The sequence below is a fragment of the candidate division TA06 bacterium genome (assembly GCA_016235665.1).
Taxonomy (GTDB): Bacteria; Edwardsbacteria; AC1; order AC1; family EtOH8; genus UBA5202.
The window spans coordinates 117,155-135,677 of record JACRJI010000012.1; the positions used below are offsets into that span (position 1 = coordinate 117,155).

Annotated in this window: 14 protein-coding genes; 6 read left to right on the forward strand and 8 right to left on the reverse strand. The window is 56.4% G+C overall.

All coding sequences use genetic code 11. The features are described from left to right. Nucleotides 1-258: 258 nt before the first annotated feature. From HZA73_07245 to HZA73_07280, 8 genes are all read right to left on the reverse strand, one after another. Complete coding sequence (locus HZA73_07245) at nt 259-1,326, reverse strand: EamA family transporter (GenBank protein ID MBI5805825.1); 1,068 nt, start codon at nt 1,324-1,326, stop codon at nt 259-261. 16 nt (nt 1,327-1,342) lie between these two features. Further along, entirely contained in the window at nt 1,343-2,554 is a 1,212-nt protein-coding gene (locus HZA73_07250) for an MFS transporter (protein ID MBI5805826.1), read from the reverse strand. Then, entirely contained in the window at nt 2,551-2,979 is a 429-nt protein-coding gene (locus tag HZA73_07255) for a chromate resistance protein (GenBank protein ID MBI5805827.1), read from the reverse strand. Before HZA73_07255 ends, HZA73_07250 begins: the two co-directional genes overlap by 4 nt. Before the next feature lie 331 nt (nt 2,980-3,310). Continuing rightward, nucleotides 3,311-3,736, reverse strand: coding sequence for a JAB domain-containing protein (locus HZA73_07260; GenBank protein ID MBI5805828.1), 426 nt, complete (start codon nt 3,734-3,736; stop codon nt 3,311-3,313). Nucleotides 3,737-3,803: 67 nt separating this feature from the next. Then, nucleotides 3,804-3,983, reverse strand: coding sequence for a hypothetical protein (locus HZA73_07265; protein MBI5805829.1), 180 nt, complete (start codon nt 3,981-3,983; stop codon nt 3,804-3,806). A gap of 11 nt (nt 3,984-3,994) precedes the next feature. After that, nucleotides 3,995-4,894 (reverse strand): DUF1738 domain-containing protein, encoded by a 900-nt coding sequence (locus HZA73_07270; GenBank protein MBI5805830.1) that lies wholly within the window; start codon nt 4,892-4,894, stop codon nt 3,995-3,997. Between the two features lie 45 nt (nt 4,895-4,939). Continuing rightward, a complete protein-coding gene (locus HZA73_07275) occupies nt 4,940-5,125 on the reverse strand; it encodes a hypothetical protein (protein ID MBI5805831.1) in 186 nt (61 codons plus the stop codon). A gap of 455 nt (nt 5,126-5,580) precedes the next feature. After that, complete coding sequence (locus HZA73_07280; GenBank protein ID MBI5805832.1) at nt 5,581-6,918, reverse strand: PhoH family protein; 1,338 nt, start codon at nt 6,916-6,918, stop codon at nt 5,581-5,583. 346 nt (nt 6,919-7,264) lie between these two features. On the opposite strand from HZA73_07280, the gene nuoE reads away from it, so the two are divergent. The 6 genes from nuoE (at nt 7,265) to HZA73_07310 (ending at nt 18,512) form a co-directional block, all read left to right on the forward strand. Then, nucleotides 7,265-7,753 (forward strand): NADH-quinone oxidoreductase subunit NuoE, encoded by a 489-nt coding sequence (nuoE, locus tag HZA73_07285; protein MBI5805833.1) that lies wholly within the window; start codon nt 7,265-7,267, stop codon nt 7,751-7,753. 144 nt (nt 7,754-7,897) lie between these two features. Further along, entirely contained in the window at nt 7,898-9,118 is a 1,221-nt protein-coding gene (locus tag HZA73_07290) for a WG repeat-containing protein (GenBank protein MBI5805834.1), read from the forward strand. A 281-nt stretch (nt 9,119-9,399) separates the two neighbouring features. After that, nucleotides 9,400-11,109 (forward strand): NADH-quinone oxidoreductase subunit NuoF, encoded by a 1,710-nt coding sequence (gene nuoF, locus HZA73_07295; GenBank protein ID MBI5805835.1) that lies wholly within the window; start codon nt 9,400-9,402, stop codon nt 11,107-11,109. 94 nt (nt 11,110-11,203) lie between these two features. Continuing rightward, nucleotides 11,204-14,716, forward strand: coding sequence for an FAD-dependent oxidoreductase (locus tag HZA73_07300; GenBank protein ID MBI5805836.1), 3,513 nt, complete (start codon nt 11,204-11,206; stop codon nt 14,714-14,716). A gap of 144 nt (nt 14,717-14,860) precedes the next feature. After that, nucleotides 14,861-16,747, forward strand: a complete 1,887-nt coding sequence (locus tag HZA73_07305; protein MBI5805837.1) for a von Willebrand factor type A domain-containing protein — start codon at nt 14,861-14,863, stop codon at nt 16,745-16,747. Between the two features lie 121 nt (nt 16,748-16,868). After that, a complete protein-coding gene (locus HZA73_07310; GenBank protein MBI5805838.1) occupies nt 16,869-18,512 on the forward strand; it encodes an NAD+ synthase in 1,644 nt (547 codons plus the stop codon). Nucleotides 18,513-18,523 lie beyond the last annotated feature (11 nt).

Here is an 18,523-nt window from a genome sequence, read left to right on the forward strand (position 1 = left end):
TCAGATAGACCACAGCCCGTAGCACGAAGTGCAGCCCCTGAAAGGGACAAGACGGGTCGGTCTCGGCAGAACCCTTCCCCTTAGGCGCTCAGTTTAAATTGCGCCAGAGCAGCCTTCCCTCTTTGGGATACAGAATTTGGATGGGGTTGCCAGGATGGGAGAGTCCAGAGATGGGAAGGCTCGGCAGGGGAAGGTCTGGCCCGGATGCTGTAGCCATCATTATTTAGGGCAGAGGCAGACGGCAGGGCTGGGGATACCTTATCCGTGGCTATCGTGGCTATGGCGATGATGTATATCCGGTGTATGGTCATGTTCGTGTGGCTGGGTGGAGTGTTTGTGCATATGCGAATGCGTGACCCCTGCCAAAAGCATCCCGGTATGATCATGCTGATGATGCTCATCGTGTTTATGGGCGTGGGTATGCTCGCATTTTTCATGTGTATGATAATGCCGGTGCTGTTCCGTCAACAACAAATATGCGCCAAAGATCATTAATGGCAACGCCGCCAGAAACTGCCAAGTCAACGTCAAGCCAAATAGAATAATCGACCCGACGACACCTAAAAACGGAGCGATACCAAACAGAGCTCCGGTCCTGGCGGTCCCCAACCCACGCAAGGATAAGATAAACATATAGATGCTTAATCCATAACTCACAAATCCCAGCCCCAACGCGCCAAGGATAGGCAATAACCCCGGTAAATGTCCGCCCGATAGCCACGAAATAAAGAGTGATGCACATCCGGCCACTATTCCCTTGACCATGGCTATTACCAACGGATCTTTCGCCGATATACGCTGTGTGAAATTATTGTCCAGGCCCCACAAGACACAAGCCATCAATACACCCAGTGACCCTGCCGAAACGATCCACTTACTGCCCGGTTCGATTGACAAAACCATCCCTGCCAGAGCGACAAATGCCACTGCTATCCAGATCCTCCTGCCAACGGCCTCCTTGAACAACAACACTGCTATCAATACGGTGGCTATACTCTCAAAATTCAACAGCAAGGAAGCAGTGGCGGCCGTAGTCTGTTTCAGGCTGAGCATCATCACTATAGGAGCGGCCACACCTCCGACCAGGGTTGCGCCCGCCAGCCATCCAAAATCATTTTGTGACGGAAGGGCCTCTACCGTTAACCGGGAACCTGCCAATCGTGAAACCAGTTTCAAAGTCAAAAGCCCAAAGCCACACCCCAAATAAAGCAATGCCGCCAGCATTACAGGCTCGATCTCGCCCAATAACAACTTCGCCAGGGGCGCACTAAGGCCGAACAGGGTCGCCGCCAGCAATGCTTGAACGAATGAATATTTGCTGTCCATATTACTCTAATTGCATTTAAACACTTTTCAGATCACGTCCGAACACCCAAAAGTACAACGTTCCAAGTATGCCGAAACCGGTCGCTGTCAGCAGATTGGCGGCCGGGGACACTTGCCACAGGAACGCTCCGCCGAAGGCAGCCAGCGATACGATCACATCGCGCACCAGGTAATACAACCCGAACATCCCGGCCTTCTTGTCCTCCGGGGCCAAGTCCATGATCATAGCTTTCCGGGTAGGTTCCCCGAACTCCTTCAAGCCCCGGATGACGAAGGCCAGCACCATCATCGGGAAAGAGTGGGAGAACAGCAGGAACAGCGGAAATACGGTGAAATTGAAGAACGTGATCACCACGAACGGCTTCTTGGTGGACTTGTCCGCCAGATACGCCACCGGGATGTAGACCAGCATGGCGACGGCCATTTCGATAGCGGTCAGGATGCCGAACTGGAACGCGGAAATACTATTATTCTTAAGGCACCACACCACCACAAAGGCGTAGGGTATCTGCTCGGCGTAACGGATCAGGATGTCCGAAACCAGCAACCGTTTGAGATCCGCACCCATGAACCGCCAAAGCTTCAGCGGGTTTTTCTCAGCTATGACCTGGGTGGGTTTATCATCCTCTATCATTACCTGCTGGATCAACAGCGACACCAGGCCCAGGACGAATGCCGCCACGAACGCCAACCGCACGCCAGTTTTGTCCCCATAGATGCCGATCAACAGGCCCCCGATCAAGGGACCTACGGCCATCGGTATCCTCCGTACCAGTGAATGCATGGACACGCCCATGGTGCGTTTGTTCTGCGGCAGTACCTTGGAGACCAGGCCCATGATCGCCGGTAATGAAATGGCGGTCCACGACAGGAAGAACACAGCCCCGACGAAAACCGCTGGCCAATACGGGAAAAGAATGACTATAGCGTAGCCAAACAGCGCAATCAGGTTGAACACCAGCAGGGCTTTCTTGTGCCCCAGTCTGTCCGACAGATACCCGCCAGGGAAAGAATACAGCGCCGATAGCAGGTTGTCCATTCCATTAAGGAAGCCCACCGACAGGAACCCGCCGCCCAATGCCAGCAGGTAGATCGGCAGGAACCGCTCGGCCATCTTCTCGCCCAGACCGACCAGGATCACCATGGACATCAGGGCTACCATCGAGCGTTTTAAACCAAGGAACTCGACGATCCTGGAATACCAGATATTTCCCCTTTGGTCAGTCATTTCGATCCCTGCATCCTGAAATAATTGTAAAGAGCATCATACACGCGGAACTGGTGTTCGATGTTCTGGTGGTCATCCGAATAGAGCAGTGAATAGCCAACGGCGATGGCTTCCAGGCCGGTGGCGAACGGGTTCTTGTCCATCGTACCGGTGTCGGCGGCGTTGACCACATCAGCCAGCTTCAATAATGCCGGGTCCTTCAGGTTGTACTTCTTGACGATGGACACGAAACTGCAATGGCCGTCCTGGTGGCCCAATTCGACACCTGGTGCATCAAACGGAATCGCATTCAACCGTTTGGCTTCAGCGTCAACCAGATCCTTGGCGACAAAGACGAACTCCGCATCAGCATCGACGAATCGCTTAATCAACCAGGGGCAGGCCACACGGTCAACGTGGACATGAGCACGAGTAATCCATTTCAATGTAAAGCCCTTTCATTAGGTGTATATAGTTAATGCCGTAAACATATTGTATGCGATAATGAAGACATTTTCAAGTCTGATATTAATCGGGAAGGGTCAATTATAAAGACCACCCATGATTTGCATATTATCTCATACAAACCTGAGTATAACAATCAAAGTTGCACTTTAAACCCCTAATCCGTGCCCTTAGTAATTAATTGGATAAAACGTGCCTGGTCCAGTCCCCCTACACCATTGCTCTGTTAGCCGTATTCATTACATTATTATTGTATGAATTTACCCCCGAACCCTGGCAAGCTTTTACCTACACCCCGTCCCAATTCAAAGCCTACTTATTCTCTTCCTCGGAATAATACCCATTGGCCCCTATAATCATATTATCCAGGACCCGGATGCCCAACATCTTACAAACGTCTCTCAAAGTTCCCCAAAGCTGCCGGTCCTCTGTTGACGGGGTGGGATCTCCGCTGGGGTGGTTGTGAACTGTCATCATGCTTGGTGCTCCGCTTGCCACAATTCCCCTCAAAGCCAAGGCAGGAACCACCCGGCAACTGTCCACCGCTCCCATGGCTGTCATCTCCTTCTTGACTATCCGGTTCTTGGTATTAAGATGCAATACCCAGAAGATCTCCCGGTCGGCCATAGATTCTTCCTTCATGTATTCATAGACTGCCTGCGGCCGGCATATCTGGCACTGGGTAATGGCCTCTGATACCTTTAAAAGCTCCAAGGGGTAGGTCGGATATCGTTTCATACTCTCCTCCTTTTTAGGCACAAAAAAACCGCCTGGTTAATTCCAAGCGGCTCAAATTGTGCGGTTGTTATTCTTCATGGCGGTCTTTGCAGTTGGGGCAGAACTTATCCGGACAGTAAACCTCCTGTTCTCCTCCGCTAAAGACAATAATCGCCGTATGACCACAAAGCGGACATGCAGCCCTGACTTCCAGCCTTTCGGTGTACTTTTTACGCTCCCTCTTGTGCGTGATGGTTGCAGTATTCATGATTCCTCCTTTTAAATGTTGTAGTAGTCGCCCATCCATGTACAGGCGTTATAGTTAATTTCCCCAGGTTCGTTCATGATGTAGTTGGCCGCCTTCTGTGCCGCCGATGCCGCAAAGATGATCAGCCTCCGGTCTCCCTTAAGCCGTTTGCACCAATAGTCAATGTACCCGGCCTGATTCTGAATGGTCAAAGGCGATATCCCGGCATAAGCACACAGAAATGACGATCCCAGCTCCGCGATCAGTTCTTCGTTGCTGTAAGCCTCCCTGAACTTGGCCTTGTCGTAGCTGTTATCCCGGTTAAGCCTTTTCTGGTGGCCGGTGGAATGGATCGCCTCGTGCCAAAGGGTAGAATAGTATTCCTCCGGGCTATCAAACCACTCCCTGGCTGGCATTCCTATCAGATCCTCGTTCCGGTCGTAATACGCTTCCCTGGACCCTATCAACCCCGGCTTATTGGGCATGCTGTTAAAAACCTCTTCGCAAGCTTCTATTGGGTTGATCTCTGACCCTATCTGCGGGATCTCGTCTGCCGCTATCCCCAAAGTCTGCTCCTGGTTGAATACACAGTAGTACCTCATCATCGGAACTTCGGTAATTTCCCCGGACTGAGCATTAATGTGTTCCAACAGCCTCCAATATACGATCCTCATGGCCTTAGACCCCGGCTTGACCGTCCCGCCCAATTCCGTCACCTGATTAAAAGTCAAATAGAATGGTGATGAATACTCTGACAAGGACAGGATCAGCAAATTAATCCCGTGATACCGCCTCCTGGACACCATATTCATCGGTAAGTGGGTCTTCCAGGGCTTTTGCCAGGGTATGACGCCCTTTTCCATCGCTTCCAGGATCTGATCGGTTACAATGGCGGCAACATCAGGTTTAAAGGCCTTGGTTCTACTAATCATGGCTTTCTCCTTTGTGTTATGTTACGACCTGCCTATTTGACAGGCTTAGAACTTTTCCATCCATTGTTTCGGGGTAGCCTCTTTACGGCCCTTGCACTTGTCCTTAGCCTTGAGCTCCTTGGGACATCCATAGGCCGACACGTTGTACCCGGCATTAATGAACACCGCAAACTTACACCCAATGCAAGTCTGACTGTCCGGCCACTGGTTGATCTGTAGCTTGGTAGACATGGTTTCCTCCAAATAAAGTTAATGTTTGGTTACCTCAGTGCTTCCAGGATGTGTTCTGACCAACTGACGGCCAGCGCAAAGTCTCCAATGCCAAAAGCCTCGTCCTGCGCTCTCTGGCATGCCTGGATAAATTCCCATTGTTCCTTTGACATAATTCCTCCTTTGTTGGGGTTAATAAATAAGGCCCTCCGTGGTTGGAAGGCCCGGAAACGCAAAAAACCCCCAATCTCGGTTAGGAGACTGGGGGCTGTGAGCGGGGCAGGGGGTGAAATCACTTTTCCATTAATTGAATATTGTTCTTTACCCGTAGGTCTGGAATGTAGATGTAGCCTTTGTATTCACAGATTGCTGTTCGGACCTGCAGGACGATATTCAGCCATAAAGAAAAAGACTGCGGCTAAAACCGCAGTCTTTTTCTTTTCTATCGAAATATCCTGTGTCTTAAACTTGACAACTCACAGCAAATTGCTGGCCAGCTCGGCCAGGGGGCTGCGCTCGCCCTTCAGCAGATTGACATGGGCGAACAGGCTCTGCCCCTTCATCCGGTCCACCAGGTAGCTCAGGCCGTTCGACTGGGCATCCAGATAAGGGGAGTCGATCTGGTAAACGTCCCCGGTGAAGACGATCTTGGCTCCCTCGCCGGCCCGGGTGATGATGGTCTTGACCTCCAGCGGGGTCAGGTTCTGGGCCTCGTCCACGATGAAGAAGATGTTGGATAAACTGCGCCCCCGGATGAAGGCCAGGGCCGAGATCACCAACTTCTCGTTCTGGATCATCTCGTTGATCTTGTTGTGCTCCTTGCTTTCAGGGGCAAAGCGGTGCCGGATCACGGCCAGGTTGTCCCACAGCGGCTCCATGTAGGGGTCGATCTTGGACTTGATGTCGCCGGGCAAAAAGCCGATGTCCCGGTTGGCCAGGGGCACCACCGGCCGGGCCAAAAATATCTGGTGATAATTGCGGCGCTGTTCCAAAGCCGCGGCCAAGGCTAAAAGGGTCTTGCCGGTGCCGGCCTTGCCGGTCAATGCCGCCAGCTGGATCTCGGGGCGGAGCAGGGCGTCCAGGGCAAAGATCTGCTCGGCGTTGCGGGGCTCGATGCCGTAGGCCGGGCGCTTGACCAGCCGTTCCAGGCCGTCCTTCTCCGGGTTGAAATGGGCCAGCACGCTGGAGCTGTGGTTCTTGAAGACGAAATACTGGTGGGGCAGCAGCTCCTCCTTCAGGGGGAAGGCGGCCCGCGGCACCAGGTAGGGCTCCTGGTAGAACTGGGAGATGAAATCCTTGTCCATGTCCTCGACCACCCGGGTGGTGACATTCAGCTGGTCCATCTGCCGGATCTTGCCGGTCAGGTAATCGTCGGCCTGCAGCCCCAGCGACTTGGCCTTCATCCTTAAGTTGATGTCCTTGGTCACTATCACCACCTGGCGGTCGGCATGCTTCCGGGTCAGCTCCTCGGCCATGGCCAGGATCCGGTGGTCGGCCTTGTCGGCGGCGAAGGAATGGTAAACCCGCTCCGAATGGGGGTCGCCTACCAGGATGTGAAGCTTGCCCCGGCCCTTGCCCAGGGAGATGCCCTTGGTGAGAAGATGCTCCCCGGCCAGCTTGTCCAGGTTGCGGATGAACTCCCGGGCCTCGAAGTTGATCAGGTCGCTGCCTTTTTTGAACTTGTCCAGCTCCTCCAGCACCACGATGGGGATGACGATGTCGTGTTCCTCAAAATTCTCGATGCAGGTGTGGTCGTACAGGATCACGTTGGTGTCCAGCACGAAGAGTTTTTTTGCCTTTTTGTTTTCGGCCATGCTGTCCCCCTTTTGTAATGATGCAATGAGGGTTGATGTATGGGATCTAACGATTATTCAACCACAGAAACACGGAAAGCCGAATATTCTGGAAAATTATTCACTATAGGCCAGTAGTTGTTTTGATTCCGCCCTTCAGTGTTTCAGTGGAAAAGGGTTATTTCAGTTCCTTTCAAATATAACCCGATGCCTGGATAAAATCAATAGCTTTTACGGCCAAATTTCAAGCAGGGAAAAATATGCTGAAAATAGTTGATTTGGGTCTTGCAAAGGTTTGTTTTTATGTGATAGAATAAATTTTGCATTCAAGGGAAAACCATCCAGTAATGCTATCAGCAGGAGTCTTATGAAAAAGGCCAAGCCAGCTCCCAAGGCGGTCAAGGGCGCAGCGGACCCAGCGGTGAAAAAGGCCGTGGCCCGGCACGCCGGCAACAAGGGGGCTTTGATCACGGTATTACAGGAGGTCCAGGCCGAGCTGGGTTACCTGTCGGGACAGACCATCGAGCAGATCAGCCAAGCCATGGATCTTCCGGCCAGCCAGGTCTACGGCGTGGCCACTTTTTACACCCAGTTCCGGCTGAAGCCGGTGGGAAAGCATTTGATGAGGGTCTGCCACGGTACCGCCTGCCATGTCAGCGGGGCGGTCAAGATCAGCCAGGCTTTGGAGGACGAACTGAAGGTGGGAGACGGCGAAACCACCGAGGACGGAAAATTCACCCTGGAGACGGTGGCCTGCCTGGGCTGCTGCAGCCTGGCCCCGGTGATGATGATAGACAGCGAGACCTACGGCCGGCTGACCCCGGACAGCGCCCGCAAGGCGGCCAAGGATTTTTAGCGAACGTTGATTTACCCGGGGACTATTTAATCCGCAGATTAACGCAGATGATGCTTAAATATTAAGTAAATAATCTGTGAAAATCTGCGAAATCTGTGGATAGGTAAGCATTGGTCAATAAACTCCACCAAAAGGAGTAAAATCATGACCGGGTTGAAAAGAACATTATGGGGAGGATTATCCCTGCTGTCTATGGGCAGTCTGCTGTGGGCGCAGCCCCAGGCTGGCCCAAAGGCGCTTTTCCCAGTCAACCAGCAGGGCAAGTTCGGATATATCGACCAGCAAGGCCGGGTTGTAATTGAGCCCAATTACGACTGGGCCTTTGATCTTTCAGAGGGCCTGGCCCTGGTCAACATCAGCGGAACCAAGAACGAATACGGGTTCGTGGTGGGGGGCAAGTGGGGATACCTCAGCCCCGATGGCGAGATGGCCGTCACCCCGCAGTACGACGACGCCAAGAATTTTTCCGAAGGGTTGGCCCTGGTGAACGTCGGCGGCAAGACCATCGAAACCGGGATGATCTCCGGGGGCAAGCGGGGATTCATAGACAAGACCGGAAAAACAGTGATCGAGCCGGTTTACGAGGACGCCCGCAGTTTTTCCGAAGGGCTGGCCCTGGTGCGGCAGAACGACAAGTACGGTTTCATAGACCAGAGCGGCAAAGTGATCGTGCCGTTCCAGTACCAGGACGCCATGAGCTTTTCCGGCGGCCGGGCTTTGGTGAAGCTGGGAGACCGCTGGGGATTCATCAATAAGAACGGCGAGGCCGTGATCCCGCCGGTCTACCACGGGGCCCGCAGTTTCGTCAACGGGTTCGCCATCGTCCAGACCGAGGGCAAGTTCGGGTTCATAGACTCACTAGGCCGGGTGGTGGTGGCCCAGCATTACGATGATGCAGGCAACTTTTACCAGGGGCTGGCGGCGGTCAAGCTCAACGGCCGCTGGGGCTATGTGGACACCGCCGGACAGAGGATAATTACCCCCAAGTACGCCGCGGCCTCGGGTTTCTGCGAAGGCCTGGCCTGCATCCGCATCGGCGGCAAGCGGGGATACATCAACCGGGCCGGCCGGATGGCCATCGCCCCGCGCTTCGACGGCGCCATGGACTTCTCCGAAGGGCTGGCCCTGGTGAACCTGGGCGGCAGAATGAACGAGAATGGCATCATCCAGGGCGGCAAATGGGGGTACATCAACAAGGCCGGGCAGACGGTGATCAAGCCCCGGTTCGACTACGCCTGGGACTTCAAGCACGGCCTGGCCATGGTCAACATGGGCGGAAAGATGAACTCCTACGGCAACACCGAGGGCGGCACCTGGGGCTACATCGACCGGACCGGGAAGTATGTCTGGAAGTCAGGGGAATAAAGAGAATTTCCTTTACCACGGAAATACTGAAAATTATAAATTTCAACTTTGCGCAACCCCATATTTAAAATGTTCCGGAATATTCCGTGGTTTCCCGATTCCGTGTTTCCGTGGTAGGTAATGTACATATACCTGAAGTCTTCAATCAAATCAATATATAACGGAGGGAAAGCCTCTTGAGAACTGCTGCTGAAACCAAGAAAAGATCCTTAAAAAGCCCCGACTACCGGGTGGTGGTGGGGCTGGGCAGCTGCGGGATCGCGGCTGGCGGCCACAAGGTGATGGCGGCCCTTAAGGACGAGATCAAAAAAAGAAAGCTTAACGTGGCCCTGGCCGAGACCGGCTGCGTGGGGATGTGCTACCGCGAGGTGCTGCTGGACGTCTACGACAAGGGCGGCAATCTTTTTACCTACGGCAACATGACGCCGGAACGCCTGCCCCGGTTTGTTGACGAGCATCTGGCAAAGCATCAGCCGGTGACGGACTGGCTGGTGCGGGCCCACAATCAATCGCTTCCCGACGACAGCTTCTACGCCAAACAGAAGAGGATAGTGCTCCGCAACTGCGGGGTGTTCAACCCCGAGAGCATCCAGGATTACATGGATCACCAGGGTTACCAGGCGCTGGAGAAGGCGCTCAAGACCATGACCCCGGAGCAGGTGATCAAGGAAGTGCTGGATTCGGGCTTAAGGGGCCGGGGCGGGGCCGGCTTTCCCACAGGCCGCAAGTGGCAGTTCGCCCGGGACAGCAAGAACGACAAGAAATACATCATCTGCAACGGGGACGAGGGCGACCCCGGGGCCTTCATGGACCGCTCGGTGCTGGAGGGCGACCCCCACAACGTGATGGAGGGGATGCTGATCGCGGCCTATGCCATCGGGGCCCAGGAAGGTTACCTCTACGTCCGGGCCGAATACCCGCTGGCGGTGCAGCGGCTGAAGCTGGCCATCACCGAGGCCAAGAAGAAGGGCCTGTTGGGCAAGAACATCATGGGTACCGGATTCAATTTTGAAATGAAGATCAAGGAAGGGGCCGGGGCCTTCGTCTGCGGCGAGGAGACGGCCCTGATGGCCTCGATAGAAGGAAAGCGGGGAATGCCCAAGCTGCGGCCGCCGTTCCCGGCGGTCTCCGGCCTGTGGGGAAAGCCCACCAACATCAACAACGTGGAAACATACGCCAACGTGCCCTGGATCATATTGAACGGCGGGGCGGCCTTCGCGGCCCTGGGAACGGAGAAGAGCAAGGGCTCAAAAGTTTTCGCCCTGGCCGGTCAGATCGTGCGGGGCGGCCTGGTGGAGGTCCCCATGGGCATCACGGTCCGGGAGATCATCTACGAGGTGGGCGGCGGCATCAAGGGGGGGCGTCAGTTCAAGGCGGTGCAGATGGGCGGGCCTTCGGGCGGCTGCATCCCGGCGGCCCTGGCCGACACCGTGATCGACTACGACTCGGTGACCCAGACCGGGGCCATCATGGGCTCGGGCGGCATGGTGGTGATGGACGACACCACCTGCATGGTGGACATCGCCCGGTTCTTTTTGGACTTCACCCAGAAGGAATCCTGCGGCAAGTGCACCTTCTGCCGGGTGGGCACCAAGCGGATGCTGGAGATACTGGACCGGATCACCAAGGGGAAAGGCGTGGAGGGCGACATAGAGCTTCTTTTAGAGCTGGCCGACAAGATCAAGGTCTCCTCCCTGTGCGGGCTGGGGCAGACCGCCCCCAACCCGGTGCTGACCACCATCAAGTATTTCCGGGATGAGTACGAGGCCCACATCAAGCAGAAAAAATGCCCGGCCCACAGCTGCAAGGAACTGCTGACCTACGAGATCATCGCCGAGAAATGCGTGGGCTGTACCGCCTGCGCCCGGGTCTGCCCGTCATCCTGTATTGCGGGCGCGGTCAAGAAGCCCCACACCATAGACCAGGCCAAGTGCGTCAAGTGCGGCAGCTGCGTGGCCAAGTGCAAGTTCGACGCCATCAGGGTCAGCTGACCTCACCCCTGCCCCTCTCCTAAAGCATTAGGAGAGGGAGGCCCGGTAAACGGATAATAGCTCAATCACAAGAATATAACAAGGAAGCATAAAGATGTCCGAGATAAAGATACAGCTCAACGGCAAAGAAGTCATCTGCGATTCCAGCCAGACCATCCTGCAAGTAGCCGAAAAGCAGGGCCTGGACATTCCCAACATGTGCCACGATCAGAAGCTGGAGCCGTTCGGCTCCTGCTGGGTCTGCCTGGTGGAGGTGAAAGGGGCCCGGGGCTTCGTGCCCTCCTGCGCCACCAAGGTCTACGACGGGATGGTGGTGGACATAGACAACCAGAAGATCCGGGCCGCCCGCCAGCTGGCCCTGGAGCTGCTGCTCTCCAACCACTCCGGCGACTGCATCGCCCCCTGCCAGGCCACCTGCCCGGCCGGCTGCGACGTCCAGGGATACACCGCGCTGATCGCCAACGGGATGGAGGCCGAGGCCATCAAGCTGATCAAGGACACCCTGCCGCTTCCCGCCAGCTTGGGCCGGGTCTGCCCCCACCCCTGCGAGACCGAGTGCCGCCGCAACCTGGTGGAGGAGCCGGTGTCCATCTGCTACCTTAAGCGCCGGGCCGCCGATTTTGACCTCAACTCCGGAAAGCCGTATCTTCCCAAGATCGCCCCCGAGACCGGCAAGAAAGTGGCGGTAGTAGGGGCCGGGCCGGCCGGATTGAGCGCGGCCTACTACCTGAGGCAAAAAGGCCACCAGGTCACCATCTTCGAGGCCCTGCCCAAACCGGGCGGCTGGCTGCGCTATGGAATTCCCCAGTACCGTCTGCCCAAGGAGGTTTTGGACCAGGAGATCAAGACCATCACCGACCTGGGGATAGAGATAAAATGCGAGCAGACCCTGAACCAGGATTTCACCATTGATTCCTTAAGAAAATCATACGACGCTGTATTCCTGGGCTTCGGGGCCCACGCCTCCACCAAGATGGGGGTGGAGGGCGAGCAGTCGGACGGGGTCTGGGACGGGATCGGCTTCCTTAAGAAACTGGCCATGGGCCAGGAGATCAAGATCGGCAGGACCGTGGCGGTGATCGGCGGCGGCAACACCGCAATCGACGCGGCCCGGACCTCGCTGCGGCTGGGGGCCGAGGAGGTAAGCATAGTCTACCGCCGCTCGGAAAAGGAGATGCCGGCCAACCCCTTCGAGATCGAGGAGGCCAAGCACGAGGGTGTCAAGTTCAGATTCCTGACCGCGCCCACCCGGGTGATCGCCTGCACCCAAACAGAGGGCGGCGGGTTGATCTGCCAGAAGATGGAACTGGGCGAGCCCGACGCCTCGGGGCGTCGCCGCCCGGTGCCCCAGGCCGGCTCTGATTACAAGGTGGAGGCTGAGACCATCATCGCGGCCATCGGCCAGGCCCCGGACCTCTCCGTGCTGGGACAGAACCACGGGGTGGAGACCACCAAGTGGTCCACCATCAAGACCGACGAGCAGACCGGGGCCACCAATGTGCCGGGACTGTTCGCGGCCGGAGACCTGGTGACCGGCGCCGCCACGGTGGTGGAGGCCATCGGCGGGGCCCACCGGGCGGCCGAAGCCATCCACTCCTATCTGATAACCGGGCAGGCGGCCAAGCCTGTCAAGAACTTCAACATCACCAAGGGCAAGATCAACGAAGTGCCCAAGGAGCTTTTCGCCCACATCCCCAAGGCGGCCAAGGCCCAGATGCCGATGCTGCCCATCGCCCAGCGCCGGAACTTTGAGGAAGTGGAAAAAGGCTTCGTCTCCACCGTGGCCACGGACGAGGCCCGGCGCTGTCTGGAATGCGGCTGCGCCGACGTGGTGGAATGCAAACTGCGGGACTACGCCACCCAGTACCAGGCTTCGGTCAAGCGCTTCATGGGCGAGGTCAAGATACACCCCATCGACGAGAGCCATCCCTTCCTGGTGCGGGACCAGAGCAAGTGCATCCTGTGCGGCCGCTGCGTCCGGATGTGCCTGGAGGTGGTGGGGGCCTCGGCCCTGGGCTTCGTCTACCGGGGCTTCGGCACCATCGTGGCCCCGTCGCTGGAAAAACCCTTCCCCGAATCCAGCTGCGTGTCCTGCGGGGCCTGCATCGAGACCTGCCCGGTGGGCGCGCTGACCGAGCGTCCCCGTCATCTGAAGCCGGCCCCCTGGGAGATGCCCAAGACCAACTCGGTCTGCACCTTCTGCGGGGTGGGCTGCGGCACCGAGATCCATTCCAAGGACGGCCAGGCGGTCAAGCTGACCGGCAACCAGGAAAGCCCGGCCAGCCAGGGGTCGCTTTGCTTCAAGGGCAAGTTCGGCTTTGAACTGATCCACAGCCGGGAAAGGCTGGCCGCACCCCTGGTGAAACAGGGCAGATCCCATGTCCCGGTGGAATGGAAGAAGGTTTTCAATCTGATTAACGGGGACATCGACGCCATTGTCAAGAAGCACGGGCCGGAAGCGGTGGGGGTGCTGGCCTCGGGCCGGACCTCATTGGAAGAGGCCGAGGGCCTGCGCTCATGGGCGGCCAAGAAAGGCGTGACCAAATTCTCCAGCCTGGTTTATTCAGAAGGCCGGGCCCTGGACCAACTGGAAAAGATACTGGGCGGACTGAACGGCAAGAGCTACGCCGACCTGGAAAAGGCCCAGGCCATACTGCTGGTGGGATCAGACCCCTACAGCCAGCATCCGGTGTTCGGGCAGATCTTAAGACAGGCGGCCAAAAAGGGCGTACCGGTCTACATCTTGGCAGAAAAATCAGGACCGTTGGCCGAGATCGCCTCCGGGCAGTTCACGGTCAAAGCGGGCGGCATCTCTTCGGCGCTGAACGGGGCGCTGAAGGCACTGACAGCCTCTTCCAACCTGGCGGGTTTCACTGAATACAAAAAAGGCCTGGCCAAGATCACCGGGGCGGCGGCCCTCAAAGACAGCGGGCTGAAGAAGGCCGAGCTGGAGCAGCTGGCCCAGGTCTTATCGCAGAACAAAAATATGTTGATAGCCTTCAACGCCGAGGCGATAGACGGCGAGACCGCCAAGGCCATCGGCAACTTCCTGCTGTTGAATGAGACTCCGGAGAACTTCATAGCCTTAAGGGCCAAGGCCAACCTGAACGGGGTGGACCGGTTCGTCACCGTTCCTGCGGCCGAGATCGTCAAACAAATGGAGAAGGGCGTCATCAAGGCGGCGGTGCTTTGGAACGAGGACCCCTTAGGCTCCCTACCCGGCGGCAAGAAGCTGGGCCAGGCTCTCTCCAAGCTGGAGAAGCTGGTGGCGGCCGACCTGTTCCTGACCGAAACCGGAAAAACAGCAGACTTTGTGCTCCCCGCCTGCGCCTTTGCCGAGCAGGACGGTAGTTTCATCAATTCCGAGGGACGGCTGCAGCACTTTAAGCAGGCTATTCCGCCGGTTTGCGGCATGACCTCCAAGCAGATCCTCTCCGAGCTGGGCGGGACGGCCCTGCCCGGCATGCCGGCCGAGAAGAAGGGGGCCAAAATGTTCCTGGCGCCGGAGATCAAGAAGACCAAGCCGGCCAAGGAAGGGTTCTCCAGCGACCTGCTGGAGAAGATGGTTTGGGAGCTGAAGAAGAAAGAGGGGTTGTTAAAAGAGTAGTAAAGTTACAGTAATTGATCTGTTATTATAGCCCCGGCCTTAAGGCCGGGGCTATAAATTTATCCGGACCGGGAATAATCCCACCTCTTCCAACGTATATTAAACAGCCAACCAAAAACCAAATTACTTTAAGGGAGAGGAAAAATGAAAAAGCTTACCCTGATAGCCCTGACGGCGGCTTTGATCCTGAGCTGCTTCAGCTATCTCCAGTCCCAGCAGACCGGCAGCCTGGCCGGGACGGTCACCGACGCCAGGACCGGCCGGGCCGTTTCCGGGGCCGCGGTCAATATTTTGAACACGCAATTCAGCGCCCTGACCGATAACCAGGGGAAGTATCTCATAAACAATGTCCCGGCCGGAAAATATTCCATCCAAGCCTCAGCCGCCGGGTACGATGCCCAGGTCAGAAAAAATATCACGGTCAAAGCCGGTTCGACAGTGACTGTTGACTTCAAACTAAACCCCCCGATCCCGGCCAAGGACGAGAAGAACCGGCTGTTTCCTGATGTGGCGGCAAAATGCTGTGAACAATCGGCCCCGGCCTGCATGCCAATAGGCTCCGGAATGGTCTACCGGGGACAGCCCCAGGACTTCAACACCGAGGAATACTCCAAGATAGAAGAGAACGCCTTTAAGCAGGTCAAAGCCGACCCGCTTTCCACCTTCTCCATCGACGTGGACCCGGCCAGCTATGCCAATATGCGGCGGTTCATTAGCTCCGGGCAGCTGCCGCCCAAGGATGCTATCAGGATAGAAGAACTGATCAACTATTTCGACTATACCTACGCCCAGCCCGGCGATGGCCGCCCCTTTGCGGTGCATACCGAGGTGGCCGAATGCCCATGGAACCAGGGCCACCGCCTGGTGCGGATAGGCCTGAAGGGAAAAGAAATACCTCTGGACAAGCTTCCCCCGGCCAATCTGGTCTTTTTGTTGGACGTCTCCGGCTCAATGCAAAGCCCTGACAAACTTCCCCTTTTGAAATCAGCCTTCAAACTGCTGGTCAACCAGCTGCGGCCTCAGGACAGGGTGGCCATCGCGGTCTACGCCAGCGCCGAGGGTCTGGTCCTGCCCTCCACTCCGGGCAGCGACAAGAAGACCATCCTGGAAATGCTGGACAAACTGGAGGCCGGGGGCTGCACCGCCGGGGCGGCCGGGATCCAGCTGGCATACAGGACAGCCAGGGAGAATTTCATCAAGCACGGCAACAACCGGGTGATATTGGCCACCGACGGGGATTTCAATGTGGGAGTCTCCTCCACTTCGGAACTGATCCGGATGATCGAGCAGAAGAGGGAAGAGGGGATTTACCTTTCGGTGCTGGGCTTCGGCACCGGAAATCTCAAGGACTCCAGGATGGAACAGCTGGCCGACAAGGGCAATGGCAACTACGCCTACATCGACAACATCACCGAGGCCCGCAAGGTGCTGGTCAGCCAGATGGGAGGCACCCTGTTCACCATCGCCAAGGACGTCAAGATCCAGGTGGAATTCAACCCGGCCAAGGTGAAGGCCTACAAGCTGATCGGTTACGAGAACCGGCTGCTGAACAAGGAAGACTTCAACAACGACAGGAAGGACGCAGGCGAGCTGGGCTCCGGCCACACCGTGACCGCTCTGTACGAGATCATCCCGGCCGGTTCACAGGAAGAGGTCCCGGGGGTGGATCCCTTAAAGTACCAGGAGACCAAGGTCTCCCCCAATGCTTCCAAGAGTTCCGAGATGATGACGGTGAAACTGCGCTACAAGCTGCCGGCCGAGAGCGAAAGCAAGCTGATCTCCAAAGTGATCATGGACCGCAACGGCGAGATGGCGGAAGCTTCTGAAGATTTCAGATTTGCCGCGGCGGTGGCCGAGTTCGGCCTGCTGATCAGGGACTCCGAGTTCAAGGGCAAGGCATCGTACGGGCAGGCTTTGGCGCTGGCCCGCGGGGCCAAGGGGCAGGACAAGGAGGGCTACCGGGCCGAGTTCATCAAACTGGCCGAGACGGCCCAGCTGCTGACCAAGAATCAGAGCCAAAATCAGGATTAGACGGATTCGGGAAAAATATCAAAGGACGGCCATTGCTGGCCGTCCTTTTTTTCTTGACTTTAGCTCCGATTTACGTTATCTTAATTTATCCTAACAATAATTTACTGAGGTTCTAAAATAGGTGAAAATCGCCATTTGCCAATATAACCCGGTGGTGGGAGACTTAGAAGGGAATCTGGCCAAGGTCGCTTCGGCTTTAAAATCCTGCGCCAGGCAAAAGCCCGACCTGCTGGTCTTTCCCGAGCTGTTTCTGACCGGCTATCCGCCCCGCGATCTGCTGGAAAAGGACTGGTTCCTGCGGAAGATTGAGCAGGCCATAAAGGACATTACTAAACTGTCCCGAAAATATCCCGACACTGGGATACTAATTGGGGCGCCGACATTGGTCGTGGAAAAAACTTCCATGCGTTTGCATAACTCGGCACTGTTGATCCACTGTGGCAAGGTCATCTTCACCCAGCACAAAACTTTGCTGCCAACCTACGATGTCTTTGATGAGACCCGTTACTTCAAACCGGCGGAAAAAGTCTCGGTGGTGAACTTCAAAGGCCGGAAACTGGGAATATCCATCTGCGAGGATGCATGGAACGATGCCGCCTTGTGGCCAAAAGGGAGACCGTACAATCAGGATCCAGTAAAAACGTTAGCCAAGGCAGGGGCGGAAATATTCATCAACCTTTCAGCCTCGCCGTTCGAAATGGGAAAAGCTTCCCTCAGGTCCGGCCTCTTTACAAGGCTGGCCAAGAAATACCGCAGGCCGTTCATCTATGTCAACCAGATAGGCGGAAACGACGAGTTGGTCTTCGACGGCCGCAGTTTTGCAGTGAACGAAGCCGGACAGCCGGTCCTGACGATGAAGGCCTTCCTGGAAGAACTGACGATATTTGACACAGAGGACATTGCGCTCTCCGCAAAATGGTTCAAGGCTGACCCGGCCGTTGATGTTTATCAAGCCCTGGTTTTGGGCCTGCGGGATTACATTAAAAAGACCGGTTTTCACCAGGCAGTGATAGGGCTTTCCGGCGGGATTGACTCGGCCCTGGTGGCAGCAATCGCGGCCGAGGCGCTGGGTCCCAAAAACGTGACGGGAATCTCCATGCCCTCGCCCTATTCTTCCAAAGGCAGCGTGGACGATTCCAGAAAGCTGGCCGAGAACCTGGGGATAGGTTTTAAGGTCATTCCCATCTCCGGACTGTACCAAAAATACCTGGCTTCGCTTAAAAATACCTTCAAAGGCACAAGATCCGGGCTGGCCGAGGAGAATATCCAGGCCCGCATCCGGGGAAATATTTTGATGGCTTTCTCCAACAAGTTCGGGCACATCGTGCTTTCCACCGGCAACAAGAGCGAGATGGCGGTGGGCTACTGCACGCTGTACGGCGACATGAGCGGCGGGCTGTCGGTGATCTCGGACGTTCCCAAGACCCTGGTCTACAAGATCGCCGGATATGTCAACCGGAAGGGGGAGATGGTCCCCGGGGCCACGATCAAGAAAGCGCCCTCGGCCGAACTGCGGCCCAATCAAAAGGACCAGGACACCCTGCCGCCCTACCCGGTGCTGGATGCGATCCTTGAGTATCATCTGGAAGACGGCAGGTCGCGGGAAGAGATCATCAAGCGCGGCTACAAACCTGCGGTGGTGGACTGGGTGATCAAAGCCGTAAGGAACAGCGAGTACAAGCGGCGGCAGGCCGCGCCGGGGTTGAAGGTGACCAGCAAGGCCTTCGGGTCAGGACGCAGAATGCCGGTGGCGGCCAAGTACTGATCTCTATTACT

Coding starts and splice junctions, on each gene's coding strand:
- HZA73_07245 (MBI5805825.1), bottom strand. CDS start 1,326: ATGGACAGCAAATATTCATTCGTTCAAGCATTGCTGGCGGCGACCCTG.
- HZA73_07250 (MBI5805826.1), bottom strand. CDS start 2,554: ATGACTGACCAAAGGGGAAATATCTGGTATTCCAGGATCGTCGAGTTC.
- HZA73_07260 (MBI5805828.1), bottom strand. CDS start 3,736: ATGAAACGATATCCGACCTACCCCTTGGAGCTTTTAAAGGTATCAGAG.
- HZA73_07265 (MBI5805829.1), bottom strand. CDS start 3,983: ATGAATACTGCAACCATCACGCACAAGAGGGAGCGTAAAAAGTACACC.
- HZA73_07270 (MBI5805830.1), bottom strand. CDS start 4,894: ATGATTAGTAGAACCAAGGCCTTTAAACCTGATGTTGCCGCCATTGTA.
- HZA73_07275 (MBI5805831.1), bottom strand. CDS start 5,125: ATGTCTACCAAGCTACAGATCAACCAGTGGCCGGACAGTCAGACTTGC.
- HZA73_07280 (MBI5805832.1), bottom strand. CDS start 6,918: ATGGCCGAAAACAAAAAGGCAAAAAAACTCTTCGTGCTGGACACCAAC.
- nuoE (MBI5805833.1), top strand. CDS start 7,265: ATGAAAAAGGCCAAGCCAGCTCCCAAGGCGGTCAAGGGCGCAGCGGAC.
- HZA73_07290 (MBI5805834.1), top strand. CDS start 7,898: ATGACCGGGTTGAAAAGAACATTATGGGGAGGATTATCCCTGCTGTCT.
- nuoF (MBI5805835.1), top strand. CDS start 9,400: ATGGCGGCCCTTAAGGACGAGATCAAAAAAAGAAAGCTTAACGTGGCC.
- HZA73_07300 (MBI5805836.1), top strand. CDS start 11,204: ATGTCCGAGATAAAGATACAGCTCAACGGCAAAGAAGTCATCTGCGAT.
- HZA73_07305 (MBI5805837.1), top strand. CDS start 14,861: ATGAAAAAGCTTACCCTGATAGCCCTGACGGCGGCTTTGATCCTGAGC.